20 protein-coding genes and 1 pseudogene are annotated in these 26448 nt (G+C 61.3%); 1 reads left to right on the forward strand and 20 read right to left on the reverse strand.

Going from position 1 to position 26448, the window contains the following annotated elements:
- Positions 1-514: 514 nt before the first annotated feature.
- On the forward strand, positions 515-2524 hold the full coding sequence (locus ACFFIO_RS02405; RefSeq protein WP_378040020.1) for a hypothetical protein: 2010 nt from the start codon (positions 515-517) through the stop codon (positions 2522-2524).
- Positions 2525-2549: 25 nt separating this feature from the next.
- On the opposite strand, the pseudogene ACFFIO_RS02410 reads toward ACFFIO_RS02405, so the two are convergent.
- From ACFFIO_RS02410 to ACFFIO_RS02505, 20 genes and pseudogenes are all read right to left on the reverse strand, one after another.
- Positions 2550-2744 (reverse strand): annotated as a pseudogene (locus tag ACFFIO_RS02410) (4'-phosphopantetheinyl transferase superfamily protein); the annotation flags it as partial.
- Positions 2745-2805: 61 nt separating this feature from the next.
- Positions 2806-3468 (reverse strand): ElyC/SanA/YdcF family protein, encoded by a 663-nt coding sequence (locus ACFFIO_RS02415; protein ID WP_378040021.1) that lies wholly within the window; start codon positions 3466-3468, stop codon positions 2806-2808.
- 14 nt (positions 3469-3482) lie between these two features.
- Positions 3483-5612 (reverse strand): glycogen debranching protein GlgX, encoded by a 2130-nt coding sequence (glgX, locus tag ACFFIO_RS02420; protein ID WP_378040022.1) that lies wholly within the window; start codon positions 5610-5612, stop codon positions 3483-3485.
- A 75-nt stretch (positions 5613-5687) separates the two neighbouring features.
- Complete coding sequence (rfbD, locus tag ACFFIO_RS02425) at positions 5688-7157, reverse strand: dTDP-4-dehydrorhamnose reductase (RefSeq protein WP_378040024.1); 1470 nt, start codon at positions 7155-7157, stop codon at positions 5688-5690.
- Positions 7157-8155, reverse strand: a complete 999-nt coding sequence (rfbB, locus tag ACFFIO_RS02430) for a dTDP-glucose 4,6-dehydratase (RefSeq protein WP_378040025.1) — start codon at positions 8153-8155, stop codon at positions 7157-7159. The genes rfbD and rfbB overlap by 1 nt, the downstream gene beginning before the upstream one ends.
- A 134-nt stretch (positions 8156-8289) precedes the next feature.
- Positions 8290-9273: a Gfo/Idh/MocA family oxidoreductase gene (locus ACFFIO_RS02435; protein ID WP_378040026.1), complete on the reverse strand. Its 984-nt coding sequence runs from the start codon at positions 9271-9273 to the stop codon at positions 8290-8292.
- Entirely contained in the window at positions 9273-10394 is a 1122-nt protein-coding gene (locus tag ACFFIO_RS02440; RefSeq protein ID WP_378040027.1) for a DegT/DnrJ/EryC1/StrS family aminotransferase, read from the reverse strand. Before ACFFIO_RS02440 ends, ACFFIO_RS02435 begins: the two co-directional genes overlap by 1 nt.
- Positions 10384-10998, reverse strand: a complete 615-nt coding sequence (locus ACFFIO_RS02445; protein WP_378040028.1) for an acyltransferase — start codon at positions 10996-10998, stop codon at positions 10384-10386. Before ACFFIO_RS02445 ends, ACFFIO_RS02440 begins: the two co-directional genes overlap by 11 nt.
- A complete protein-coding gene (locus tag ACFFIO_RS02450) occupies positions 10988-12325 on the reverse strand; it encodes a nucleotide sugar dehydrogenase (RefSeq protein WP_378040029.1) in 1338 nt (445 codons plus the stop codon). Before ACFFIO_RS02450 ends, ACFFIO_RS02445 begins: the two co-directional genes overlap by 11 nt.
- A 109-nt stretch (positions 12326-12434) precedes the next feature.
- A complete protein-coding gene (locus ACFFIO_RS02455; protein ID WP_378040030.1) occupies positions 12435-13859 on the reverse strand; it encodes an O-antigen polymerase in 1425 nt (474 codons plus the stop codon).
- A gap of 55 nt (positions 13860-13914) precedes the next feature.
- Positions 13915-15159, reverse strand: a complete 1245-nt coding sequence (locus ACFFIO_RS02460) for a lipopolysaccharide biosynthesis protein (RefSeq protein WP_378040031.1) — start codon at positions 15157-15159, stop codon at positions 13915-13917.
- Positions 15160-15167: 8 nt separating this feature from the next.
- Positions 15168-16043 (reverse strand): glycosyltransferase, encoded by an 876-nt coding sequence (locus ACFFIO_RS02465; protein WP_378040032.1) that lies wholly within the window; start codon positions 16041-16043, stop codon positions 15168-15170.
- A 329-nt stretch (positions 16044-16372) separates the two neighbouring features.
- Positions 16373-17443, reverse strand: coding sequence for a non-hydrolyzing UDP-N-acetylglucosamine 2-epimerase (gene wecB, locus ACFFIO_RS02470; protein WP_378040033.1), 1071 nt, complete (start codon positions 17441-17443; stop codon positions 16373-16375).
- 40 nt (positions 17444-17483) lie between these two features.
- Positions 17484-18593, reverse strand: a complete 1110-nt coding sequence (wecB, locus tag ACFFIO_RS02475; RefSeq protein ID WP_378040034.1) for a non-hydrolyzing UDP-N-acetylglucosamine 2-epimerase — start codon at positions 18591-18593, stop codon at positions 17484-17486.
- 28 nt (positions 18594-18621) lie between these two features.
- Positions 18622-19725 carry a polysaccharide biosynthesis C-terminal domain-containing protein gene (locus ACFFIO_RS02480; RefSeq protein ID WP_378040035.1) on the reverse strand — a complete coding sequence of 368 codons (1104 nt, stop codon included), beginning with the start codon at positions 19723-19725 and terminating at the stop codon, positions 18622-18624.
- On the reverse strand, positions 19722-20768 hold the full coding sequence (locus ACFFIO_RS02485) for an SDR family NAD(P)-dependent oxidoreductase (RefSeq protein ID WP_378040036.1): 1047 nt from the start codon (positions 20766-20768) through the stop codon (positions 19722-19724). The genes ACFFIO_RS02480 and ACFFIO_RS02485 overlap by 4 nt, the downstream gene beginning before the upstream one ends.
- Positions 20769-20814: 46 nt before the next feature.
- Positions 20815-21405, reverse strand: a complete 591-nt coding sequence (locus ACFFIO_RS02490) for a sugar transferase (RefSeq protein ID WP_378040037.1) — start codon at positions 21403-21405, stop codon at positions 20815-20817.
- Positions 21402-22580: a DegT/DnrJ/EryC1/StrS family aminotransferase gene (locus ACFFIO_RS02495; protein WP_378040038.1), complete on the reverse strand. Its 1179-nt coding sequence runs from the start codon at positions 22578-22580 to the stop codon at positions 21402-21404. The genes ACFFIO_RS02490 and ACFFIO_RS02495 overlap by 4 nt, the downstream gene beginning before the upstream one ends.
- On the reverse strand, positions 22573-24462 hold the full coding sequence (locus ACFFIO_RS02500) for a GNAT family N-acetyltransferase (protein ID WP_378040039.1): 1890 nt from the start codon (positions 24460-24462) through the stop codon (positions 22573-22575). The genes ACFFIO_RS02495 and ACFFIO_RS02500 overlap by 8 nt, the downstream gene beginning before the upstream one ends.
- Before the next feature lie 61 nt (positions 24463-24523).
- Positions 24524-26242: a polysaccharide biosynthesis protein gene (locus ACFFIO_RS02505; protein ID WP_378040040.1), complete on the reverse strand. Its 1719-nt coding sequence runs from the start codon at positions 26240-26242 to the stop codon at positions 24524-24526.
- Positions 26243-26448: the final 206 nt, after the last annotated feature.

Consider the following 26448-nt stretch of genomic DNA (forward strand, 5'->3'; position numbering starts at 1 on the left):
CTCTCAACGGCAATACAGGTGGCTCTGAAAGGCAATACTGGGTGGCTCCCAGACCCTCAAATACTCACTCACGTTCCAGCGGATGTCTTGCTTGCCCGGCATGCAGGACGAGGACCAGGACGGGCGAGGTCATGGTCTTCGCCTTCGGCGAGTCGAGTGCAGGCGGGTTGCGATCACGCGAGAGGTGGAGCAACCACGAGCCAAGGCCGAGTTGGATATGTGGTGACGGTCGAGTGAAATTGTCCGCTCCCCGCACCTCGCCCGCGGTCCCAGGTTCTTTCTATGCCCTGACTGTCAGGATCGACTCCGGAGGAAACAGCGTCCAGGCAGAACTTGCAGCCAAGATCCCCCTTGACGATGTGGCTGCGCAACGCTGGCGGGGGAAAGCACGGCCCCCTGTTGGTCGAGACCCTGAAAGTGGTCGACGAGTACGGACTCGTGTTCCCAGCAGATCAGGTTCGACCTACCTTCGTTGGAACGGAGGGGATCACCGTTCCAACGCAAGGCGGCACAGATGAAGGCCTCATCCATGGGCAGCAAACCGACACGACGAGCCGCCGTGGCGGTGGTGGCCGGGCTCGTGACTTCAGCCGCCGCGAACATCCCGAAGAACGTGATCGAGGCGGATGACGCGCAGATTGCCACCAAGATCAAGACCGAGGGAACCCAAACCCGTACCGCGCTTAATGCCGCAACAGTCCATGGCATCCAGACCCCGGACGATCCAATCCAGACTGCGCTAAACGCACAGAGTGCAGAGACCGCCGCACGAGTGGCCGCTAAGACTGCCTTGCCGCTGGGGAATCAGACGGCCACCTTGCAAGCCTTCCTCAATGATGCGGGAATCCTCGGGGTCCGGCAGGTCGTCGGAGACTTCACCCTGGCAAGCACGGTGGCCGTTCCCGCCGGCGTGTATGTGGACATGTCCAAGGCGAACACTCGAATGACCGCCGCTGACACTCCCATGTTCTCCCTCGGAGAAGGGTCCACCGTTGTGGGTGGCAAGTACTCCGGGTATGCCACGGACTACGCGCCGCACACCTCCGGCAGCCTCACCATCGACTCTGTCGCCTTCGCCGTCGCTGGGAACAACGTGTCCATCTCGGACACCATCATGGATAACTTTGCCCGTGCCGCGATCTACAACCCGGGCTTCGATGACCTGAAGATCGCCCGTCCCCGCATCCGAGGCGTCCACGGCAACGGCAGTACCACCATCGCCGCCGGGGACGCTGGATGCTTCGGGATCTACATCGCCACCGGGGCGCGCAACAGCGTTGAGGGTGCAACCGTTTCCCATTGCTCCATCGGCATGATCGCCGGTCGTCCCTGCCTGGACCTCAACGTTCGGGACTTCTACGCCTACAGCATCCCCGGTCAGCATGGGGCTTACTTGCAGGATGGCACCGGACTGAACGTGGACGGCGTTCGCGGCCACACCATCAACATGAACCTCATCAAGGTCCAGTTGCAGGGCGGGGACAACGAACAGTCCTACTCCACCACCATCAGCAACATCTCCGGGCGGGACATTGTTGACTCGGTGCTCTCTCTCAACTCCATCCAGACGACCCTCACCGCCTCATCCTCTCGGTTCAATGGGCTCGCCGTGTCCAACGTCGTTGGGAACCGATGCACCCGAGTGGCCTACATTGCCAACGTGCGTGGCGGCACCATCGCCAACATCTCCGGCGTGGACACTGGGCGAGAAGTCCTCACGCTGATTGATCTGCAAGACGTGGTTGCGGACATCACCGCTTCGCGGAACTGTGGCCGTGTCGCCGTCCTCGTCAACACCATCGCCGGTGCAGATACGCGCCGCCTGACCATCCGTGGAGTCCGATCCCACGCTCCCGGCCTGGATGGCGCGGCAGGATACCGGGCGTCGGTGCGCGTCATGTGCGCCGCCTCAGAGGGCAAGGAGATCACCATCGACGGCGTGGACCACTCGGGCCCCGGCGCAGAGCATGCCGTCTGGTTCTCGAATGGTGAGCAGGAAACCCTCCGTCTCCGGAACATCGCGGCAACCCCTGGCAGCGCCTCTGGTGGTGCCGTGCGCCTCATCTCCGCATCCCGCCGCCTGGCCGAGTGGCACAACATCGACGACGGCGGCAACAGCGTCACCTTCTACCCGACCAACCTCCCCGTCCGCACTGGCTCCATGGGCTACCGAACCCGCTACGCCTGCAACATCCTGCCTACCATGGGGACCTTCCTGGCCGGTGACGCGATCGACAAGACCGCGACCAACTCCGGGGACGTTCCCGGGTGGCGGTGCATTACAGCGGGCGCGGCATACTCCAAGGTCAGGGCACCATCGACGGCATACGTCCTCGGTGAATGGGTCAAGGCTGCCAACTCGGCGCGAGTGTTCGAGGTAATCACAGCAGGGACGAGCGGTACTGGCGGCGACCCTGCCGTGTCCAAAGTGGGCGGCACCGTCACGGATGGGACCGCTATCCTCACGCTTCGAGCCAGTGCGGTAGCTGCATTCAGGGCACAGGCCGCACTCGCCGCAGCGTGACCATGTCGATCTGGCAGTGCTGTCAGTTCATGCCGGCCGGGGCGCCGAGGGCCTTGGCCACAGCTTCCTTGGCGGCGAAGCGGGCGGCGAGGGAACGGGTGTTGAGTTCGCGCTCGGCTGGCGTGAAGAGGCGGTCCCGCAGGGCCGGTGCTTTGGCCAGTTGCTGCTTGAAACGGGTTACCAGGAAGACGTCCACGCCGATGCCGATGCCGACGATCATTCGGCCATCTTATCGACCTGGCGACAACTCGTGGCGACAGGTCTGGAACCAGCATCAGATTTCAGCGACCCAGTTTGACCTTGTCGATGGGAGTCTGCAACCACTCCGGCGGCTCGGCCGCACACCCCGGGGTCATGAACGTCTTCGCGTAGGCCGCCATGGCGTAGACGAAGTCGTACACGTACCCGCGCTTTCCGCGCTCGGGGTGGAACTCGTACATGTGCAGTTCGCCGTCCCAGCACCGGTCCATCAGCATGCGGGACCGTTCGATGTGGTGGTCGAACGTCAACACCCCGAGGCTCTCCACCCCGTGCTGGCGCGCCAGCTCAGTCCCGACGATCGCCTCCCCCTGCGTGGTTACTGGATCCGGAGCAAAACACCCTACGGTGGCCCCTCCCGGTGACTCCTGGCAGAGGCTCGCCGGAGCATCCTCCGGAGTCGAGACCAGCAGTAGATCAGTCACGCCCTCCTCGGCCAGGCGCCGGGCTTCGTCATGGGCACCGGCCTGGGTGGACAGCACGATCAACGCGTCCACCCGCGGCGCGGGGTTCACCCGCGGGTTCACGGTCAGCCACGCCAGCACGACGCCGACCCCCAGGAACACGATCACCACCAGTCCCGCTCCGCGCAAGATCCAGCGGCGCAACCGACGTCGACCGGTCGCGGTCCGCAGGCGCCGCACTCGGGCATCGCGAGCCCTGCCGTCGCCATCCCGGCCGTCCATCAGGTGGTCCAGCTTCACCGCTGGGCAGACCGCAGGATCACGATGCCCCGGCCGGGCACGGAGATCCGGTCCCCGGCGGAGAACTCGGTGGTGTCCGGGGTGGCGTCGGCGGTGTCCACCACCAGATCCCAGGCGGCCGGGAACGGCTCACCGGGCAGGGTGTACTCCACGGGCTCCCAGTACGCGTTGAGCAACATGTAGAAGTCGTGGTCACCCCCGTTGCCGTGGTCTTCGCCACTTCGCTCGGACTCGGCCAAGTCGTGCCCGTTGAGGAAGAAGGCAATCGACTTGGCGTAGTAGGTCTCCCAGTCGGACTCGTCCTTGGCCGTGGCATCCGGCTCGAGCCACACGATGTCCGGCAGCGCCATCGCATCGGACCGCGCAGCGGGCCGGCCGTCGAAGTACCGCCGGCGCCGGAACACGGGGTGATCCTGCCGGAGTGCCACCACCCGCGAGGTGAACTCGATGAGGTCCTCGTCAGCGTCATCCCAGTGGATCCAGGACAGCTCGTTGTCCTGGGCGTAGACGTTGTTGTTGCCCTGCTGCGTTCGCCCCAGCTCGTCGCCGTGGCTGATCATCGGCACGCCCTGGCTGATCATCAGCGTAGCCAGGTAGTTCCGCTGTTGCTGGGCACGGAGCTTGAGGACCTCGGCGTCCTCGGAGTCCCCTTCCTCACCGCAGTTCCACGAGCTGTTGTGGGATTCGCCGTCGTTGTTGTCCTCGCCGTTGGCTTCGTTGTGCTTCTCGTTGTAGGAGACCAGGTCCCGCAACGTAAAGCCGTCGTGGGCGGTGACGAAGTTCACCGAGGCCCGAGGGGTGCGCCCATCGTCCTCGTAGAGGTCAGCCGAGCCGGTGATGCGGGTGGCGAACTCCGCTAGCGTCCCGGGCTCGCCGCGCCAGAAGTCCCGCACGGAGTCCCGGTACTTCCCGTTCCACTCGCTCCACAGCCCCGGGAAGTTGCCCACCTGGTAGCCGGCCCAACCCACATCCCAGGGTTCGGCGATGAGCTTCACGGTGCGCAGGACGGGATCCTGGCGGACCACGTCGAAGAACCCACCCAGCATGTCCGGGCCCCGCTCGCCCTCCGAACGGGTCAACGTGGTGGCTAGGTCGAACCGAAATCCGTCCACGTGCATCTCCTGCACCCAGTAGCGCAGGGAGTCCATGACCAGCTGCAACACCATGGGGTGGGAGAGGTTCAGCGAGTTCCCGGTCCCGGTGTAGTCCATGTAGTGGCGCTCGTCACCCTCCACCAGGTGGTAGTAGTTCACGTTGTCGATGCCTCGGAAGGACAGTGTCGGACCCATGTGATTGCCCTCGGCGGTGTGGTTGTAGACCACGTCCAGGATCACCTCGAGCCCGGCGGCGTGCAGGTCCTTGACCATCTGTTTGAACTCACGCACCTGCCCGCCGGTGTCTCCGGCCGAGGAGTACGTGTTCTGCGGGGCGAAGTAGCCGAGGGTGTTGTACCCCCAGTAGTTGGAGAGCCCCTTGTCCTGCAAGGAGGAGTCGTTGGTGAACTGGTGCACCGGCATCAGCTCCACGGCCGTCACGCCCAGCTTCGTGAGATGCTCCAGCACCGCGGGGTGGGCCAATCCGGCGTAGGTCCCCCGCGCCTCCTCGGGTACCTCCGGGTGCAACTTGGTCATGCCCTTGACGTGGGTCTCGTAGATGACGGTCTCGTTGAAGGGGATGTCCGGCTGCTCGTCCTCGCCCCAATCGAAGGAATCGTCCACCACCACGCCCAGCATGGTGTGGCCCAGCGAGTCCGAGGTGTCGATCGCGTCGTGGTCCTCGAAGTCGTAGGAGAACTGGTACTGGCCCCAGTTGAAGTCGCCCGTGATCGCCTTGGCGTACGGGTCCAGCAGGATCTTCGCAGCGTTGTATCGCAGACCGGACGCCGGGTCCCAGGGGCCGTGCACGCGGTACGCGTACTTCTGTCCGTCCCCCACGCCGGCCACGTGCGCATGCCAGGTGTTCCCAGAGCGCTCAATCAGCTCCACGCAGGTCTCGGCGCCTTTTGCATCCACGAGGCACAACTCGACCTTCTCGGCGTCCTCGCCGACGGAGAGAGCGAAGTTCGTCCCGTCCTCGTCCGGTGTGGCGCCCAGGGGGTAGGGCACGCCGGCAGTGGTCTCGACCATGTGTCTCCTCGGATGGAAGCGGATTCCGAAGAACAGTCTATGGTGATGGAGCCCAGATGCTGGTGTGATCCGGGTCTACGCCTGTGAGGCCGCGAGGTGCTCCTCGAGGGCCTCCCACTGGTCCCGCGGCGTGAATCCGGAGGCCTCGAGCTTGGTCAGGTCCAGCACCGAGTTCAGCGGCCTGCGCGCCACAGACTTGCCGGCGAAGTACTCTTCGGTGGTCACCTCGGTGACGTCCTGCTGCTGCCGGCCGGCGTGCGTGTAGACGAGCCGGGCGACCTCCGCCCAACTCCCCGGCTCCCCGCCGTTCGTCACGTTGTACGTCCCATAGGGAGCGTTGCCATTACGCAGGTGAATGATGGCCTCGGCCAGGTCCCGGGTGAAGGTCAGCCGGCCGACCTGGTCGGAGACCACGGACGCGGCGATCCCGCGCTCGGCCAGTCGCTGCATGGTGCGCACGAAGTTCTTCCCGTCCCCGATCACCCACGAGGTCCGCAGCAGGTAGTGCCGCGGCACCACACCGACGGCCAGGTCTCCCGCGGCCTTGGAAGTGCCGTAGGCGTTCACCGGTCGCAGCGGGTCGGACTCGGTGTAGGCGCCCTCCTTGGCGCCGTCGAACACGTAGTCCGTGGAGACGTGGATCAATGTCACCTGGTGCTGCGCGCAGGCCTGCGCCAGCCTCGCCACGCCCTCGGCGTTGGTCGCCCAGGCAGCCCGGCCGCCGTCCACGGTCTCGGCCTCGTCCACCGCGGTGTAGCCGGCGGCGTTCACCACGGTGTCCACGCGGCGCCAGTCGATGCGCCCGACGGCGGCCGGATCGGCCAGGTCGAACCGGTCCCGTCCCAGGAACTCCACGCCGGGACGGTCGGCCAGCTGGCGGAACAGTTCCCGGCCGAGTTGTCCGGTGGCCCCGAGCACCAGCGTGGTCGCCGGGGCCATGGGCTCCACCTCGGCCAGTTGCGGGTGGGCGCGGTCCTTGTCCGAGAGCTCAGCCTGATCCAAGGGGATGGGCCAGTCGATGGCCGCCGTGGAGTCGGCGAGGCTGAGAAAGGTGTACTGCTCCTCGGCCTCGGCGGACCAGTGGTCGTTGACCAGGTAGGTGTAGGCGGTGTTGTCCTCGAGAGACTGAAAGGCGTTGCCGACCCCGCGCGGCACGAAGATCGCGGTGGACGGGTCGATCACGGCGGTGAACACCCGGCCGAAGGTGCTGCCTTGGCGAAGGTCCACCCAGGCGCCGAACACCGAGCCGGTGGCCACAGAAATGTACTTGTCCCAGGGTTCGGCGTGGATTCCGCGGGTGGTGCCGCGGCTGGCGTTGAAGGAGATGTTGTTCTGCACCGGCCCGAAATCGGGCAGGCCGAGCTCGGTCATCTTCTGCCGCTGCCAGTTCTCCTTGAACCAGCCGCGATTGTCACCGTGGACGGGAAGGTTGAAGAGAGTGAGCCCGGGGATGGTGGTGGGCTGGGCGGCGAGGGGCTTCGAGATTCGGACGGCCGCCGTCGCGCGTTCCGTCTCTGTGGTCTGAGCCGTCTGAGCTGTGCCCATCACTGTCCCGTCAACTGGTACTTGGCCTCCGCAGCGGCCTTCTGAGGCCGCCACCACCGTTCATTATCCCGATACCACTGCACGGTGGCCTCCAGACCCGCGTGGAAGTCGAAGTATTGCGGGAACCAGCCCAACTCGGTATGCAGCTTGGTGGAGTCGATTGCGTAGCGCAGGTCGTGTCCGGGGCGGTCGACCACGTGGTCGTAGGCGCCAGCGGGCTCGCCCATGATCTCGAGGATTGCCTCAATGACGTCCTTGTTATTCTGCTCCCCGTCCGCTCCGATGAGGTACGTCTCCCCCAGTCGGCCGCGCTCAAGGATGGTTAACACGGCCGACGAGTGGTCGTTCGCGTGGATCCAGTCCCGCACGTTGAGCCCCTCCCCGTAGAGCCGGGGCCGCACTCCGTCCATCACGTTCGTGATTTGGCGCGGAATGAACTTCTCCACGTGCTGGTAGGGGCCATAGTTGTTGGAGCAATTGGAGATGGTGGCGCGCAGGCCGAAGGACCGTATCCAGGCCCGCACCAGCAGGTCCGAGCTGGCCTTGGTGGAGGAGTATGGGCTGGACGGGTTGTACGGAGTGCTCTCCGTGAACCGCTCCGGATCGTCCAGTTCCAGGTCGCCGTAAACCTCGTCCGTGGAGATGTGGTGGAAGCGGACATCATGCCGGCGGGCGGCCTCAATGAGCGCGTAGGTCCCCAGGATGTTGGTGTCCACGAAGGGCCGCGGGTCGTTGAGCGAATTGTCATTGTGGGACTCGGCCGCGTAGTGCACCACGGCATCCACCTGGGGCATGAGCTCGTCCAGGAGGTCGACGTCCGCGATGTCCCCCTGCATGAACGTCATCCGGTTCGCAGGGAGGCCCGTCAGGGAGGCGCGGTTGCCGGCATAGGTTAACTTGTCCAGCACGACGACGCGGTGGTCCGTGGACTCCAAGGCGTAATGGACGAAGTTGGACCCGATGAAGCCGGCTCCGCCGGTGACGAGGAAAGTGCTCACGTGCTTACCGTAGAGGTGAGTTTTTCCGGAGTCTCCGGTACCGGCTACTTAACCAGCACCTGTCACCAGCAACTCCTCGATCGAACCGCACGAACCGGGGCAGCATGTTGATTGCCCCGATCCGCTCGGATCACTCATTCTCCGTTGAAGGTTCCGGAGACTGACGGACCGTTGATAACGGCCTCCGCTGCCCGGAGTGTGTGGAGCCCGTCTTCCAAGGTCACGATCCCCTCGGCGCCGTGCATGATCGCGTCGCGGAAGGCCTCGTGTTCGGTCTTCAGCGGTTCCGGCTTGGGGAAGGCGAATCGTGTGACGTTGCCTTCCTTGACACCGCGGAAACTGGCCAGGGCCTCCCATTCTGTTTCGACGCTGCCGTTCTCGTAGAACGTCAGATCGGCTGTGAGGGTATCAGCCACGAATGCCCCCGCCTCACCGGTCACGGTGGTGACGCGTTCCTTCATCGGTGAGAGCCAATTGACGAGGTGGTTTGTGATGACACCGTTCCTGAGCCGGCCGGTGACGGCGATGAGGTCTTCCCGGCCGTCGCGGACCAGGATGGCGGATTGAGAGTGGATCTCGGCGAAACGCTCCCCGCCCAACCACATGGTCAGGTCCAAGTCATGCGTCCCCAAATCTCTGGCGACTCCGACGTCGGTGATACGGCCGGGGAACGGCCCCTGGCGACGCGTGGCGATCTGGTGGACCTTGCCCAGTTCTCCTCCCTCCAACCGCCGTTTGAGCTCCTGTAGGGCCGGGTTGAACCGTTCGATGTGACCTACTGCTCCAACGAGGCCCCGAGCCGCAAAGGCGTCGACAAGCCGCTGACCGGATTCGGAGTCGGCGGCGATGGGCTTCTCAATGAAGGCGTGGATTCCCGCCTCGGCAAGTTTCAAGCCGATGGTTTCGTGAAATGCCGTCGGCACTGCCACGACGGCGGCGTCGAGGCCGTGAGCGATGAATTCGTCGACGTCAGTGTACAGCGGGATGCCGGACGCAACTCCGTGAACGTCTCCACCCGGGTCGGAGACCGCCACCAGTTCGACGCCGTCCAGGTTCCGGAGGACGCGGGCGTGGTGACGGCCCATCATGCCCAGCCCGATGAGGCCGACCCGGATCATTAGGAAGCCCCCGCTCGCGCCACTGAAGCGACGGCTGTGACGATTCTCTGGAGGTCTTCTTCCTCCAAGGCCGGGTGGACAGGAAGCGAGAGCACTTCCTGCGCGGCGCTCTCGGTCTGGGGCAGGTCAGCCTCCACCAAGAACGAGTCGAGTCGATTGACGGGGATCGGGTAGTACACCCCGGCGCCCACCCCGTGTTCGTCCTTCAGGGCCGTGACGAATGCGTCCCGTTCCCGCGCCGTACTGCCGGAAAGTCGGATGGTGTACTGGTGATACACGTGCGTGGCCCGGTCCGCCACAGAGGGAGTGACCACGCCGCTCAAGCCCGCGAGGCCTTCATGGAGTACTGCGGCATTCGCCTGACGCCGGGCGGTCCAGTCGAGGATCTTGGTGAGCTGAACCCGACCAATCGCCGCGTGGATGTCCGTCATGCGGTTGTTGAGGCCGACGACCTCATTCCGGTACTGCTTCTCCATCCCCTGGTTGCGCAATACCCGCACCCGACGAGCGAACTCGTGGTCGTTCGTGGTCACCATGCCTCCTTCGCCAGACGTCATGTTCTTGGTGGGGTAGAGACTGAACGCTGCAAAGGTCCCGAAGGAACCGACGGGTTTTCCATTCCACGATGAGGCATGGGCCTGGGCAGCATCCTCAAGAATCGCGAGGCCGTGCTTCTTGGCCAGGTCATCAAAAGCGTCCATGTCAGCAGCCTGCCCGTAGAGGTGCACGGGCATGATCGCCCGGGTCCGCTCCGTCACGGCTGCAGCTGCCGAGGCAGGATCGAGGTTGAAGGTGCTCGGATCGATGTCGGCAAACACCGGGATTGCCCCGGTGAGGGCGACCGAGTTGGCCGTCGCCGCAAAAGTGAATGCAGGAACGATGACCTCGTCTCCGAGGCCGATACCAGCCGCCAGGAGTCCTAGGTGGAGCGCTGAGGTCCCGGAGTTCACGGCCACGCTGTGCGCGCCCGGGACGAGGACGTCGCTAAACTCCGTTTCAAAGGCAGCAACCTCTGGCCCCTGGGCAACCCTGCCAGTGGACATGACCCGGTCCACCGCATTGCGCTCTTCTGCTCCGATCAGTGGCTTGGCCACCGGGATGGTGGTTCCATCAAATGCCATGCTGCATCCCCAATTCCAATCGTCCGTTCGCTTCCACATACCGGTCTCCGCTGACCGGGCACACCCAGGCGTCTCCGTCCAGCTCGAGCTTGCGCCCAGCCCTTCCGACCCACCCGATCCGGCGCGCCGGGACGCCGGCCACGAGAGCGAAATCAGGAACGTCCCTGGCGACCACGGATCCGGCCGCGACCATAGCCCAGGCTCCGATGGTCACCGGGGCGACGCACACGGCTCTGGCGCCCACGGAGGCGCCGCGCTGCAAGGTCACCCCGACTGCCTCCCAGTCGTCCGCGGACTTCTGGGAACCGTCTGGTGCGATGGCGCGGGGATAGGTGTCGTTTGTGAGAACGGCTGCCGGACCGATGAACACGCCCTCTTCGATCACCGCCGGCTCATAGACGAGCGCATAGTTCTGAATCTTGCAGTCCGCTCCGACGCTCACACCCGTCCCGATGTACGCCCCCCGACCCACGATGGCGCGGGGACCGATCTCGGCCCCCTCTCTCACCTGGGCCAGATGCCAGACCTTGGCGCCGTCGCGAATCGAAGCGTCCTCTGCGATGTCAGCCGTACCGGCCACGAAGGCGCTCGGGTCAACGCTCACGTCCACCGGTCCAATCTCCGGATGCAGACTGGTCCTTGGGACGACCGATAGTGCGGACCGTCACGCCCTCCCACTTGCCAGCTTCGAGAATGCTCCGGCCGTCGATCAGGGTGCGGATTCCGGGCAGATCGGTCGGCGTCCACTCCCTGTATTCAGCGTGGTCAGCCTGGAGAACGGCTGCGTCCACAGGAGTTGAACCCTGCGTGTATGCGGCGAATCCGTAGTTGGCTAGTTCCTCGTCCGAGTACATCGGATCATGGACGAAAACCGCGGCTCCCCTGGTCTCCAATGCGCTCACCGAGCTGAAGACGCCGGAGAACGCAGTCTCCTTGACCCCGCCACGGTAGGCAGCCCCGAGAACGACGACGTTCTGTCCCTGAAGGTCTCCATGCACGCCTTCGAGCAGACCGACCGTGTAGTCCGGCATTCCGGCATTGGCTTCACGAGCTGACCGGACGATCGTCGCCGCGGGATCATTCCACAGGTACAGGCGCGGATACACCGGGATGCAGTGGCCACCCACGGCGATGCCAGGACGGTGGATGTGCGAGTAGGGCTGCGAGTTGGAGGCCTCGATCACCTTGTAGATGTCGATGTTCTGCTCCGCGGCGAAGCGCGCAAACTGGTTGGCCAAACCGATGTTAACGTCTCGATAGGTCGTCTCGGCGAGCTTTGCAAGTTCAGACGCCTCAGCAGAACCAAGGTCCCAGACTCCGTTGGGGCGGGCCAGATCATCTCGATCGTCAAAATCCAAGACGGACTCATAGAATTCCCGGGCTGTTCTCGAGCCCTCATCGCTAAGCCCGCCGATGAGCTTCGGGTATTTCCGGAGGTCAGCGAATACGCGTCCGGTGAGCACGCGTTCGGGCGAGAAGACCAAGTCGAAGTCCTTACCCTCGGTGAGGCCTGAGCCCTCTTCTATCATCGGCTTCCACCGGTTGCGAGTGGTCCCCACCGGAAGCGTGGTCTCATAGGACACCAACGTCCCAGGCGTCAGGTGCTTCGCCAGCTCAATTGTCGCGGCGTCCATCCAACCGAAATCAGGGCGGGCCTGGTCGTCGACAAACAACGGGACGACAACCACGACGGCATCGGCGCCAGGGACTGCCTCAGCATAGTTGACAGTTGCCCGAAGATATCCGTCGCCCACAACATCACGTAGTCGCTCCTGAAGACCGGATTCCCCAGGAAATGGCTCCTGAGCGGAATTCACCTGATCAACGATAGCTTGGTTTACATCAACGCCCACTACAGCATGCCTTTTGGAAGCAAACTGAACCGCGAGCGGAAGCCCAATCTTCCCTAATGCCACAACGGCAATTTTCACTTTAAAGCCTTCCGTTCAACAAACAAATCCGATAACCAATTCCCGAAACTGACGGAAGCTTCACGAATCCTGAGAAGCTCCGGCGGCTCCCGCCTCAAGCTCCTCAAGCCTAGACATCACTTCTCCCCACAACCCGCCGGACACTGAGCCCACGAGGGGAACTGACCCCGACATGAATAGGTGGCACCAGGCCGCTATTACCCACATTCCCAACTCGTACAATCGAGTCCATGTCGGTCATGCGCTGCCCGCTCTCGCCAGCAATTCTCCGACCCCAGATCCACAGAAGCACATACACGCCGATCCCGGTGTTAGCCAAGTACTCTGGACCGCCAGCGATCCATGTTCCTAGAACCGCCGCCGTTCCAGCCATGCCAACTGCAGCCAATGTATTCGACACCGCAGCACTGGCCATGGAACGACCGATGAAGTAGTAGAGCGCACCGAGCGCAAGAGCAAAGACAACTAAACCGCCGAATCCCAAGTTATGGAAGACGGAGCCCCAAAGTGAAGGTGGCGCAGTGCCTTCGAGGGTCCCATACATGTTCTTGTAGACGATGTTGGCCAAGTTCGTCCCGGACGCCCCCGGCAAGAGCCCAACCAGCGTATCCAGCCAATCGCGGCCCCATACGGGCGGAATGCTATGCACGTATCGAAACGCCTCAAGGGACGACCCTTGGTTCGAATCAACGATCCGAGCAACGAGTTCACCAAACAAGACGCCTGCACGCTCCAGTCCCGTGTCAGCGGCTTCATATTCCGCACTTGAGCGCCCGAGAACGAGAGAGCCGAGAAAGAAGATAGGAATGCCAATGGCGGCAACCAAAATTACCGTCCTTCGTAGGTATCTGGAACCCAGGTAGCCCGCGAAAACAACAGTGATAATAAACACCGTAACCGTCGCACCTCGTTGACCCGTACCCATGAGAAAAATCAAAGAAACGATGGAGAGGCCTACCGACATAATATGTCGGTAGGCTTTTCGTGCAGAGTACGCCCAAACTACCAGCACTAGCACCAAAGCAGGAAGCAATGAATTTTTAAACTGATTTACATATCCAGGGAAGAAATATTGATCTCCGGAATACGAATTTTTCCGCATTTGAGCGGCCTCATCAGACGATAGCGAGCCGCCTAAGCCCTCGAGAAGCACATTGTAACCAACAGCCGCGAAGTAAGCTGCACTGATCAAGACTGACAGTACAACGAGCGCGACCACGGCCGGACGTGCGCCAACTGCGACAATGTAAGCAGGCCGAGCTGAAGCTCGACCTGACCTTCGTGAGTACAGATGATCCGAAATACAGAGAATCAAACTCGCAAATGCGAAGGCGAAATATGAGACGACGATGACAGACCAGTGGACAGCGTCAGCTTCAATAGACAGATCGAGTAGGCTTGAGGTCCCGTAAGCCATCAGAAGTTGCATGCCCAAAAATATTGAACCAGGATTCAATAGCCGCAGACTTTTGGTCGTTACAACTACGTGGACGACGAATACTCCCAGCATCGCCAATAGCCCGATCTCAATCACTTAAACGGCCCCTTCCAGGAGGCTAGCCCGACTCATCCCCGTTGATCTGGGCAACTCACCCTCCGTTGCTCCCTTGAATATTTGCAGCCGCCCTGCGGTTCAGAAACCAAAGAATCAAGTATCCGCCCGCTGAAGACAGCCCCACCGCCAAGACTGTGGCCTCCACAGAAGCATCAAGGTTTGACATGATAATGAAGGTCGCCAAAATAAGTAGTGTGCGGCCCAAGTCCACTGCCAGCTGAGACTTGGTGTGCCCGGCGATTATTAGCGTTTGCGACAGAGGAGCTGTTACAAGTTGCAAGGCTGTGGAGGCTGAGTACATTACCGCCAACTGTCCAGCCATACGCCAAGGTTCACCTAGCAACCACGCGAAAACCGGTTCTCCCAGCGTTACGATAAAACACACCATCAACAGCGCTACGGCAGCAAGTCGAATCGCGAGGCGATCAAAAATCCGAACAATCGATGAAGTACCGTCCCGCTTAAGCCTCGCAATTTCGCCAGCGTATACATACCCGATGGACTGACCTACTAAAGCTACAGGGACTGCAAGTATCTTGGCCATCATCCCAAACTGGCCAGCAATGGCCATTCCAAACATGAGAGCTATTCCCAGTTGCGGGAGCTGCACGGATAGAGCGTTGACTACCCCCGAGGGAGCCAGAAAAATCGGGAACTCTTTGTACTTCCTCAATAGTCGCTTTGAAGAGTAGCTCCTGCCGCTCCGATTCCGCGTGCGCTTAATAGCCGGTGCCCAAAGAGTAGCAGCAGTAACAATATGTCCAAACGCAAGTCCCCAGACTAATCCGCTGCTACCAAACATCGCTAGACCGAAAAGTACCTGAGCGCCTGACATGAGCGAGGGATATAAGACGCCCCGAATTGCTAACGAACGGTAAGAACCAAATCTAACGGCTAGTTGATTACCACAAAGAAAACAGACGAGCGAGAAGGACACCAAAGGCAATGCCCACCACCACATAGGTTCTATGGTCGATATTGGCGAGTCCAGGAGCGACGCAAATGCAATAGAACCTGCAATTATAGCGGAAATTAACAATGCCCCAAAAATCGACAACGCAGCTAGCTTGACGGCCGACCTGTCATTCTGAACAATCGGCAACGCCATCTCCAGGCGGCCCGAAATTAGAGGAGCTAGACAAGTGGAGATTGCCACGATTGTTGAGTAGATTCCCATGGCTTCTGGCGTATATATGCGCACCAAGACTAGAGAACCGATAAAAGCGATCAGTTGACCGCATGCTGTAGCTCCAGCGATAAGAGCAGAAGTCTTCAACATGGGAATGGCTAGGCCCCCGACGCTCGCGCCGGCGCCTCTCGTTCACAGAAGAATTGTAGGGGGAACTCCGTTTCCCACTTAAGGAATTCGTCGCCGATGCGCCGACAATGTGATGCCTTGCTTTGGACACTATCCGGCTCTGCCGCTGACACGATCACTCGCGCGAGGTCCTCAACGGAATCGCCGGCAAGCCATCCGGCCCCATTCTCTTCAACAAACCTGTGATTCTCCGGAAGATCGGATGCGATCACGGGACGCCCGCTTGCGACACATTCAAATATTTTGTTGCTAAGCCCATCATTCCCTGGATCAGCCGACTCATAGAGGACCATACCTATATCGGCCGATAGATACATCGCCGATACATTCTCTATTGATACCGGCTCAATAAAATTCACCCTATCGCCGATCCGCAAGTCGTCAGCAAGGGATCTCAAATCGGTGAGGTATCCCGGCCGCCCCGGACCGCACACGGTCAGCTCAATCTCAATTTGCGCTGACGCGATCGCTACTGCCTTTATCAACTTCTCGTAGGCTCGGCCTTCGAATACAGAACCCATAGCGATCAATCCCAATTTCCTATCGCCATCGCCCTGAACGGCAATGGGAGGGGGTAAATAGGGGGCTTTCCAATCAGACATAGGGACGTTTCTGACCAATCGTACTGACTCGAACCCGAGAGACTTCATGTAGTCGACATCCGCATAGGTTACTACCAGGGTTTGCGCGACAAAAGGTCGGCTGATCTTTAACAAAACTCTTTCGAACTTACTGAATAGCGACGCAGCAGAACCTGAAACGGTTACCATTCCCGGACGTTCCGGTACGTCCAACACAATGTCTGACGAATACCGAATTTTATGCATAAGCGCCAGAGGCAACATCACTGGTCCATTGGCGAAAGCAACTGAGGCTGGGCTTCGAATCGTTTCCAGCCCCAGACGGAAGAGTGCTGGTAGATATGTAAGAGATAGGTTCTTAACTACATTCGCTAGTGTCGGCTCGAGTCGTATTCTGCCCACTCGAACTTGAGTGACGCGAATATTCTCTTCCTCCGAAACGCCAGCGTCGCCCCACCGACCGGTTCTCCCAGCTTTCGACAACGAAATGTATCCTACCCGCGAGTGCTCTGCGAGTAGGCGCGCCGCCTTACGGGCCCTTGTTCCAAACCTGTACGGCTGGAGGGTCAGTACAATTGAATCGAAACGTTCGCTCATTTGAATGTCTCTCTTAACAATTGCACACTCTTTTCAGCTGCATCTCCCGACCCGTAATACGGAACTCTATGTGCCGTCGGCACAGGCCTGTTAACCAAGTTCTGCAACTCACTCGGTTGAGATGCCAACACGTTCCAACTGTTGTCCAGAGTCTCTACCCATTCTGTTTCCCGGCGCATGGTCGTGCAAAGTTTGCCTAGCAGGAAGGCTTCTTTTTGCAAGCCTCCTGAATCCGTTATTACTCCGTCAGAATCGAGAACCGTGGCCACAAGTTGGTGGTACGGAAGGGGCTCAATGGCTCGCACGGCACCACATTGAATCTCAATCCCTGCGTCCGCAGCCTTTGCTACCAATCTAGGGTGCGCCACCAGAACCACGTCACGGTCTAAGTTCTGCAATGCTTGGAGCCATCGCCTCAGGAGGACTGGGTCGTCGGTGTTCTCTGCTCTATGCAGGGTAGCGAGCAAGTATTTGGCTGGATACTCAGATGAATTGGGCACGCGCGGAGAGCCGTCTAGAATGTTGTCTCGCACCTGGAAACAGACGTCCGTCATAACGTCCCCAACTAGTACGCTCCTTCCGGATAGTCCTTCATCAGCTAAGTGGCCCATCGCAGTTTCCGTAGGCGCCAGAAGCAAGTCGGAGATATGATCGGCTGCTATTCGATTTATTTCTTCGGGCATTTGCCGATTAAATGAACGCAATCCCGACTCTAAGTGAGCCACCTTTATACCGATCTTCACCGCTGCCAAAGCTCCAGCTAGTGTCGAGTTGGTGTCTCCATACACCAAAACTACGTCGGGCCGTTGCTGCTGCAAGATCTTCTCTAGTCCGGCGATCATCTCGCCTGTTTGTGCTCCATGCGAGGCAGAGCCTACGCCGAGGTTGAAATCTGGCGTAGGTATCTGAAGACCGTCGAAAATGGCTTGTGACATCGAAGGGTCATAGTGCTGACCCGTATGGACGATTGTGTGCTCCAGATGGTTGTCCAATTCTTTTATAGCTTGAGAAATTGGGGCAAGCTTGATGAACTGCGGTCTTGCTCCAACTATTGATGCGATTCTCATGATTCTCCCCGGGTTGGCACATTGTCACGTGGTCGCATAATTAACGTCGAATGCCCTTTCGCATGTGATGAGTCGTTGCCGAGGAGCGAATGAAGTTCACTACTCTGCGCGACGAGTCCGTGATCTGATAGTCGTAGGGAACCGAGACCGCCCCATCCACCTGGTGCTGTTCGATGGTGATCCTCACGGCATCGACGACATCTTTCGGTTCAAGTCCGGTAGTAATGATGGCGCCAGTATCCAATGCCTCCGGGCGTTCGATCGCGTCACGGAGCGTGACTGCAGGGAAACCCAGCATCGACGACTCCTCCGAGATGGTGCCCGAGTCGGAGATCACGCAACGAGCCGCCAGCTGGAGCTTGTTGTAGTCGTGGAAGCCAAGGGGCTCGTGAAGGCGGAGGTTGCTGTTGGTCTCCAAACCGTACTGCTCAATCCGCTTGCGCGTCCTGGGATGGGTCGAGACAAGGAACGGGACGTCCTGATCGGCGGCCACTGCCTGCAGTGAGGCAAGGACCTGCTCCAGTCGGTCCTTACGGTCCACGTTCTCCTCACGGTGGACGCTGGCCAACAGGTATCCGCCCGGCTCCAGCCCGAGGCGGTCCAGCACGTCCGAGGCGTCGATCTGATCGCGGTAGCTCGTCAGCACCTCCAGCATCGGCGAACCCATCACCATCACATCGCGCGGGTGCAGTCCCTCCGAGAGCAGGTTGCGCCGCGAGTGCTCGGTGTAGACGAGGTTGTAGTCGCTCACATGGTCCACGAGGTGTCGGTTGATCTCCTCGGGAACGTTGGGGTCGAAGGAGCGGTTTCCGGCTTCGAGGTGGAACACCGGCACCTTGAGCCGCTTGCCCATAATGGCAGAGACACAGCTGTTGGTGTCCCCCAGGACCACCATGGCGTCCGGCTTTTCCTCCAGAAGAACCCGTTCGGTGCCCCGCAGCACGTCTCCCAGTACCGCTCCGAGGGACGAGGTGTCCACGTTCAGGACATGGTCCGGGCTCCGCAGCCCCAGGTCCCGGAAGAACACCTCGTTGAGGTTGTAGTCGTAATTCTGGCCCGTGTGCACCAAGACGTGGTCCGCAGTACCCTCCAGCCGGCGGATCACGCACGCCATCCGGATGATCTCCGGCCGGGTCCCCACAACGGTCATGACTTTCAACTTCTTGGCCACAGCAGCCTCAGACTTCCTGGTAGAACGTGTCGGTGTCATCGGGGTTGAAGATCTCGTTGGTCCAGAATTGGGTGAGGACGTCATCGTCCGTGCCCGTGTTGCAGATGTTGTGCACCCAGCCGATGGGCATATCCACAGCCTGGGGCTGGTCACCGTTGACGTTGATCGTCATCGTCTCCGTGGAGAACATGCGCCGCAGCCCGAGTGAGGCCTCACCGGCTAGCACCACGAAACGTTCGATCTTCCGCAGGTGGTAATGCTGGCCGCGGACCACGCCCGGTCTCGTGGTGGAGAAGAACGTCTGTCCCTCACCTCCATGGCTCTTGACCGTCTCCACCAAGTGTCCCCGGTGATCGGCGCGCGGCTCGAGCGGCTGCGCAGGCCGGGCCTCGAAGGCGAAGGACCGGTAGGTGTTGAACAGGTCCCGGTCGAAAGAGTCCGTCAGATCCGGGATCTCCGACCGAGAGTAGATCTCGTGGAAGTCGGACAGCTTCTGGGCGATCTCCGAAACGGAAACGTCCGATGTCCGGTAGGTTTCAAGGTCCTGAGACGCCTGGGCGTCCAGGAGGGCTTCTGCCGCCACCTGGGCGTGCATGAGCTGGAGTTCCCTGTCCTGCTGTACCAGGACAGGCTCCCCGTTGGCCGTCAGATGGCAGAACGTCGCCACCACGGAGTTGTAGAACGGCTTCCCGTGCTCGCCGAAAAGGTTCGGGAGGAGCAGGTCCACGAAAGTCAGGCCCAGCTCTTCGCAAGCGTCCTCCAGGATGCGCGCTGTGTCCTCCTTGGCAGAGCCGTACTCGGATCCGTTGCCCGCCTGGATGGAGTTGGCGTACACCACCGTCTCCGGCCGGCTCGGAGCGTTCCTGAGGGCCTCTGCGATTTGCCCGGCCATCAGGCGATTCCCCTGAGCGACCTCTTCAGCGGTGCCACGGTTGACTCCCGCCACGTGAACGAGCCGGTCAGCACCGTCAATGGCCGCGGTCGCATCAGCCAGATCGAAGCCATCACCGAGGTGAATGGAACGGAGGTCCTCACCCGTCCTGGAGAAGTTGCGGATCCGTAGATGCCACCCCAGAAATCCACCGGAGCCGGTTGCAGCGATGATGCTCACGCCAGCCCCCAGTTCTTCCGCTCGCGTTGGATCTCCGGAAGACTCAGGAGAAGGTCCTTGGTCTCCTCGACATCCATGTGCCGGGCGGTGTGCGAGTCGTAGTCCTCGTAGGTGTTCACAGTCTTGCTGCCCTCCTCGAAGAAGGGTGTGTAGTCAAGCTGCCGCTTGTCTGCAGTCACCCGGAAATAGTCGCCATGATCCACTGCGCGCGCCAATTCCTCGCGGGTGGCCAGCTGCTCTGAGAGCTTCTCCCCATGGCGTGTGCCGATGATGTTCATGTCCGGTACCCGTTCGAAGAGTTCACAGACAGCGGCGGCCAACGTCCCGATGGTGCACGAGGGGACCTTGCGGATGAACAGGTCGCCTTGTTCGGCATTGTTCATCGCATAGTGCACCAGGTCCACGCTCTGATCGAGACTCATCATGAAGCGCGTCATGTCCGGATCCGTGACGGTGATCTTCTTGCCGGCCTTGAGCTGGTTGATGAACAGCGGGACCACACTGCCCCGGGAGTACAGGACGTTGCCATAGCGCACGCAAGAAACCACGGTCTTGGCCTGCGGATTCTCCAGACCGTGCGATTGGGCGACCTTTTCCATCAGTGCTTTAGTCATGCCCATGGCGTTGACCGGGTACACCGCCTTGTCCGTGCTGAGGCACACCACGGATTCGACGCCAACCTCCTCCGCGGCCTTGACGACGTTCTCGCTGCCCGTGACGTTGGTCTTGACAGCCTGCATCGGGAAGAACTCCGCCGACGGCACCTGCTTGAGCGCCGCTGCATGGAAGACATGCGTCACTCCCAGCATGGCCGCACGGATGCTGTCATAGTCTCGGACATCGCCGAGGAAGTAACGGATCCGGTTGTCACCGAGGTCATGGCGCATCTGATCCTGCTTGGCTTCATCGCGGCTCAGGACGTGGACCCGGTCACTGCCCTGGTCGAGTAGGTAACGCACCATACGGTGGCCGAAGCTGCCAGTGCCGCCGGTAATCAGCACGGACTCGGGAACCGCCTGCTTCGGTTCGCTCTTGTCACTCACTGTTGTCCTCCATGATTGCTCGTCATTGTCTGTCTGCTGACCGATCTCACCGGAACAGCACCACCTTCGCGGTGTTGCCAAGAATTTTCAGATCCCCCACCAGAGACCTACGCTGCACGTAGTCCACGTATGCAGCGGCCTTTCTCGGAAGGATCGAGTCCACATAATGCGACTCAGGATCCCGGGCCAGCGCCAGTTCGTCGCCCTCGTTCCGAAACTCGATGGACGCCGGATCCGTGATTCCCGGCTTCACTGACAGGATGATCGGTCGCATCTCTGTGGGCCATTGGGCAACATACTCGGGAACCTCCGGACGAGGTCCCACCAGCGACATATCTCCGCGGAGCACATCGTAGAACTGCGGGATTTCGTCCAGCTTGGTCTTGCGGAGGATCGTGCCGATGCGGGTCACCCTTGGATCTCCAGTGCCGGATACGGCCAGTCCATCGTGGTCGGGTCGCATGGTCCGGAACTTGTGAATCTTGAACGTTCGGCCGTACTGCCCGACACGTTCCTGGGTGAAGAGCACAGGGCCCGGAGACGTCGCTTTGATGGTGACGGCCACGACAGCCAGTGCGGGGCTGGTGACCACTAAGGCCGCTGCCGAGACGACCGTGTCGAGGACCCGTTTGATCACCTCGTCAGCACCCGCCCGACTGCGCCGATGACCTTGTCCACGTCCCCATCGGTCATGGAGGAGAAGATCGGGAGGCTCACCGCCCTCTCGAACTCCCGGGTGGCCACGGGGAAGTCAGCATCGTCCGCACCGCAAGCGTCTTTCCAGTACGGGTGCAGGTGGAGAGGGATGAAGTGGACCGAGGTTCCGACACCTTCGTTGCTCATGCGGTTAATGAACTCGTCACGGTGTAGTCCCGCCGTCCCGGCGTCGATGCGAAGCATGAAGAGGTGCCACGCGTGGTTCTCAGGGTCCTCGGGGACCAGCGGCAACTCGATGGGCAGATCCCGGAACGCCTCCAGATATCGATGGGCGATCGCTCTTCGTCTGTCCCGCATCTCCACAGCTCGACCGAGTTGGACACGGCCCATGGCCGCGGCAGTGTCCGGAAGGTTGTACTTGAACCCGGGTGCCACGACATCGTAGCGCCAGGCCGGCACCGTCGATTGGTAGCGGTTGAACACGTCTCTACTGATCCCGTGCAGGCGCATGGTGCGCATGCGCTGGGCCAGGTCCTCGGAACGAACCATCACCATGCCGCCCTCACCGGTGGTGATCGTCTTGGTCGCATAGAAGCTGAACACCACCGCGTCCGAGGTCGAGTTTCCGACGTGCTTTCCGTTCGACCTCACGGGGAAAGCGTGGGCCGCATCTTCGACCACCAGCAGCTGATGCCGGGTCGCGAAGTCCTCCAGCTCTCGGGCATCCACCGGGATCCCGGCCAGATGCACTGGCATTATGGCCTTGGTGCGGTCAGTGATCTTCCGCTCGGCGTCTTGGAAGTCGATGTTGAGAGTTGCTGGGTCAACGTCTACCAATATCGGATCCGCGCCCACATAACGGACCACTTCTGCCGTGGAAGTAAAGGTCCAGGTCGGGACGAGCACTTCGTCGCCCGGACCGATTCCTAGTGCTTCCACTGCCAGGTGGAGTCCAGCTGTCGCCGAGTTGACGGCCACACACATGATGTCTTCGCCGCCCAGGAACTCCGCCATCTCTTTCTCGAAGGCGGCGGCATTCGGGCCGGTAGTCAGCCAGCCCGAACGAATCGTCTCGGTGACTGCCTCGATCTCAGCCTCGGTGATGTCCGGCCGGGCGAACGGCAGGAAGGGGACGGTCTCAGTGTTCTCAGGCATCCTCAGAGATCCTTTCGGAGGCAGACGTATTCACTGCTTTGACGTATCGGTTCATGCGTCGGTTCTCCGGCGTCGAATACTCGTCATGCAGGGTCCACCCGAGGCGGCTGTAGAAGGCATTCACGCTATCGTTCCCCTCCGCGTCGGTGGTCAGCATGACGGACGAGGCTCCTTGCCGTTGCGCCTGGTTGGTCCAGGCGTCCAACAGCTGGCGACCGGCACCCTGACCCTGCAGGTCCGGGTCAACACAAATGGAACTCAAAAGGGCCGCTCCGGGCAGGTTGTCAGAGACCTCCCCACGGTAGGCCACAGCGCGCAGCAACCGCGGCGCGTGTACCGGGTTCTTCAACGCGATCGCCGCACTCTTGGTGGCGAATCCCACGAGTCGTCGTTTCAGGAGGCGCTTGAAGAAGCCCGCGGGTTCTGTGGTTCCCACCGCCGCGCCCCGCACTCTGCCGGAACCGTCGAGCAGCACGGAGGATACCGCCGTCGGGTCCTCCAGGAAGCCCTGGTAGAACTCCCGCAGGAAACCCGGGCCCAGCTTCGTGAGGAAGAATTCCGGGAAGGCCTGTTGATGAAGTCTCGCGACCGACTCAATATGGACCCTCCGCAGCGGAACGGTGCTTAGGGACGGGGTGCCGGTGTCGTCCAGAGCGGTGCGTCCGGCCGCCACGGCCATGGTGTGTTCGGCGAGATCCGTGGTGGCGGCGAGGCTGAACTGGTCCTGGTAGGTCTTCCGCGCGGTGGCGCCCATCGTTGACAATCCGTCTCGTCCCAGCGCCGCCAACTGCCGAATCCCCGCAGCGATGCTGGCCGGGTCCGTCTGGTTGACGGCCAGTCCCGCACCCGACGACGACACCACGTCGACCACGTCACCGATGGCGGCCACCAGCGCGGCGGTTCCGGAGGCAAGGATCGCCTGGGTCTTGCTCGGCATCGTTAGGGGAGTGAGTGGATCCTCCACCAGGCTGATGTAGGCGATGTCCGCCGTCGCCATGAGATCAGTCATTTGCTCCTGTGGGACACGGCCGATGAAGCGCACAGAGGGTGCAGACTCGGCGAGGGAACGAAGATGCTCCTCGGTATTGCCTCCGCCCGCCATGAGACACACGAACCGCTCGGGGTCCAGGGACTTGCACGCCGTCATCAAGGTGTCGAGTCCCTGGGCCTGCCCCATGGCACCCGCGTAGACGAGGACGATCTGGTCCTCCCCGATGCCCAGTTCCACCCTCATGGATTGACCCCCGGGATGGAACACCTGCTCATTGGCCGGCTTCGGGACATAGGTGATTTTCCCAGCTGGAACGCCTCGTTCGGCGAGGATGCCTCCCACACTGGGGGCGATGTGCACGACAGCGTCGGAGGCCCGGTACATGGAGGAGACCCATGCGTTGAGCACCGGTGCGGCGACCTTTCCGACGGCGCTGCCCGCCGGGAACCCGGACACCATGACGGTGTCCGGCCACAGGTCGGCCACTTCGCTGATGATCGGGGTGCCCCGCAGATACCTCTGAACAAGCATCGGGAGGGCCACCGTGATCGGAGAGTAGTTGACCCAGACCACATCCGCCCCGCGGAGGGAGTCGAGCCCCAGCGCGGTGGCGCTTGCCCCGAAGGAGCCGTAGTTGATCAACCTCTTAGCCAGCGAGTCGTCGTGGCTCGGAAAGAGGAAAGTTCGAGTGACGTTGACCCCGTCGAGGGTCTCCCGCAGGCGCGGCTGGAGCTGGTATCCGTCGGCCAGCAAGCCTTCGGGATAATTGGGAAACCCTGTCACCACGTTGACGCTGTGCCCCCGCTTGACCAGTTCTCGGGCGAGGACCCCGGGCAGGGAAGCCGGGCCGGGTTCCGGGTCGTACCACTGGGTGATCATCCCGATCTTCATGCCGCCGACCACCGTCCTTTAGTCGTAGCCGTGTCCATCAGGGTCGTATCCGTATGGAGATTCACGCGACACCGGGTGATTCATGCTGGGGTTCGTGCTTGCCACAGCGCTCCAACCAGACGTGTACATCCATGTCACTGGGCGACAGGGTATGGACGTGGGCGTGGGAGATTTTGGGGTGGAACGGGCGTTCGTCGCCCTCCCCCAAGCCCACCAACTCCTCGTGCATCTTCTCGCCCTCGCGGAGGCCAGTGAAGGTGATCTCGACGTCCTTGCCGGACATCTCGATCATCCGCTCCGCGATGTCGAGGATCTTGACCGGCTCGCCCATATCCAGAATCAGTACCTCAGCGGGGGCTCCGATGGCACCGGCCTGGACCACCAACTGGCAGGCCTCCGGGATGGTCATGAAGTACCGCGTCACGTCCGGGTGAGTGACCGTCACCGGTCCACCCCTTTCAATGAGGGACTGGAACGTCGGCAGCATCGAACCACGGCTGCCGATGACGTTGCCGAACCGGACGGAAAGGTAGGGACGGTCCGTCTCCTGAGCCATCCACGCGGTCAGCTTTTCTGCGACCCGCTTCGAGTGCCCCAGCACGCTCGTAGGATTCGCAGCCTTGTCCGTGCTGATATTGATGAAAGTCTCCACGTTCGCGTTCCGGGCCGCGTTGAGAACGTTGAGGGTGCCCAGGACGTTCGTCTTCCATGCTTCCTCGGGGTACTGCTCGAGCATCGGCAGGTGCTTGAGCGCAGCGGCGTGGTAGACCACCTCAGGCTTACGGTCCTGGAAGATCTTCTCCAGCGCGTCTGCCTCGCGGATGTCAGCGAGCACCACATCGCGGGTATGAAGCAGCCCGTGCCCGACGGTCCCGAGTTGAGCCATCTGGAGGCCCGTCTCATCTCGATCCAGCATGATGAGTTCGGTAGGGGCAAACTTCGAGATCTGCCGGCAGAGTTCCGATCCAATCGAGCCCCCAGCGCCAGTGACCAAGACTCGTTTGCCGGCGATGTAGTCGGCGATGGACTCGACTTCGGTGTCCACAGGGTTCCGGCCGATCAGGTCCTCAATAGAGATGTCCCTCAGGTCTGAGAGCCTGGTATGCCCAGCCATAATCTGTTCCAGAAGGGGAAGCACTCGAACATGGAGGCCGACAGCACCAGCGGCATCAGAGATGTCGCGAACGAGGGTCGAATCAGCGCGGCCAATGGCTAAGACGAGTTCCTTGGCCCCAGTCTTCTCGACGACGTCCGGCAAATCATCGAAACCACCCATCACCTTGACGCCACGAATCTCCAGATTGGAGAGCTGTGGGTCATCGTCCAGGAGGGCTACGGGCCGGTACTCAGACTCCACGTCTGTCTGCATGCGGCGAACTACCGTCTCACCCAGGTAGCCAGCACCGTAAACGATGGTCGCCGTGGCTTTATTGCCCGGCTTGCGACGACGCTCCAGCATGAGGCGGTACATATAGCGCACGCCCAACATGCACAAGAGGGCCATGGGAGTCGCGATGATGCCTGTGCTCCGAGGAGACTCGAACACATTGCCCACCACGAGCATCAATACCGTGGTGATCAGACCCACCAGAACCACGATGTATGTCAGGGTCTTGACCTCGTCAAAGGTGCCGTAGACATGCCGACCGCGGTAGATGCCACTGACGAAGCCGAGAATCCCCTGAAGGACGGCCGCGACCACACCGAAGAGGAGTAACCGCCCCCACCCCATCTGAGCGAAATCGAATTCATACCTCAGCCAGGCGGCCAACATGATCATGGCGATCCAACTCACCACATCAACCGTGAAGAAAGTCGTTCTAGCCACGCGCGTTCGAGTCCGCCGGTTCATGGTCCTCCAAGGTATGCAAGTCCTGTCACGCCCTACGCGTTCCAGCCGTGCCGTGCTCTACCCAGCCCCCTCAGGCCGGTCACAGAGTGACAAATGAATACTACGTCACGGGCTACAACGTGAAACGTCTAGGA

The organism is Citricoccus parietis (assembly GCF_042433045.1).
GTDB lineage: Bacteria > Actinomycetota > Actinomycetes > Actinomycetales > Micrococcaceae > Citricoccus > Citricoccus parietis.

Coding starts and splice junctions, on each gene's coding strand:
- ACFFIO_RS02405 (WP_378040020.1), top strand. CDS start 515: ATGAAGGCCTCATCCATGGGCAGCAAACCGACACGACGAGCCGCCGTG.
- ACFFIO_RS02415 (WP_378040021.1), bottom strand. CDS start 3,468: ATGGACGGCCGGGATGGCGACGGCAGGGCTCGCGATGCCCGAGTGCGG.
- glgX (WP_378040022.1), bottom strand. CDS start 5,612: ATGGTCGAGACCACTGCCGGCGTGCCCTACCCCCTGGGCGCCACACCG.
- rfbD (WP_378040024.1), bottom strand. CDS start 7,157: ATGGGCACAGCTCAGACGGCTCAGACCACAGAGACGGAACGCGCGACG.
- ACFFIO_RS02435 (WP_378040026.1), bottom strand. CDS start 9,273: ATGATCCGGGTCGGCCTCATCGGGCTGGGCATGATGGGCCGTCACCAC.
- ACFFIO_RS02440 (WP_378040027.1), bottom strand. CDS start 10,394: ATGGCATTTGATGGAACCACCATCCCGGTGGCCAAGCCACTGATCGGA.
- ACFFIO_RS02460 (WP_378040031.1), bottom strand. CDS start 15,159: ATGTTGAAGACTTCTGCTCTTATCGCTGGAGCTACAGCATGCGGTCAA.
- ACFFIO_RS02465 (WP_378040032.1), bottom strand. CDS start 16,043: ATGTTGCCTCTGGCGCTTATGCATAAAATTCGGTATTCGTCAGACATT.
- wecB (WP_378040033.1), bottom strand. CDS start 17,443: ATGAGAATCGCATCAATAGTTGGAGCAAGACCGCAGTTCATCAAGCTT.
- wecB (WP_378040034.1), bottom strand. CDS start 18,593: ATGACCGTTGTGGGGACCCGGCCGGAGATCATCCGGATGGCGTGCGTG.
- ACFFIO_RS02495 (WP_378040038.1), bottom strand. CDS start 22,580: ATGCCTGAGAACACTGAGACCGTCCCCTTCCTGCCGTTCGCCCGGCCG.
- ACFFIO_RS02500 (WP_378040039.1), bottom strand. CDS start 24,462: ATGAAGATCGGGATGATCACCCAGTGGTACGACCCGGAACCCGGCCCG.
- ACFFIO_RS02505 (WP_378040040.1), bottom strand. CDS start 26,242: ATGATCATGTTGGCCGCCTGGCTGAGGTATGAATTCGATTTCGCTCAG.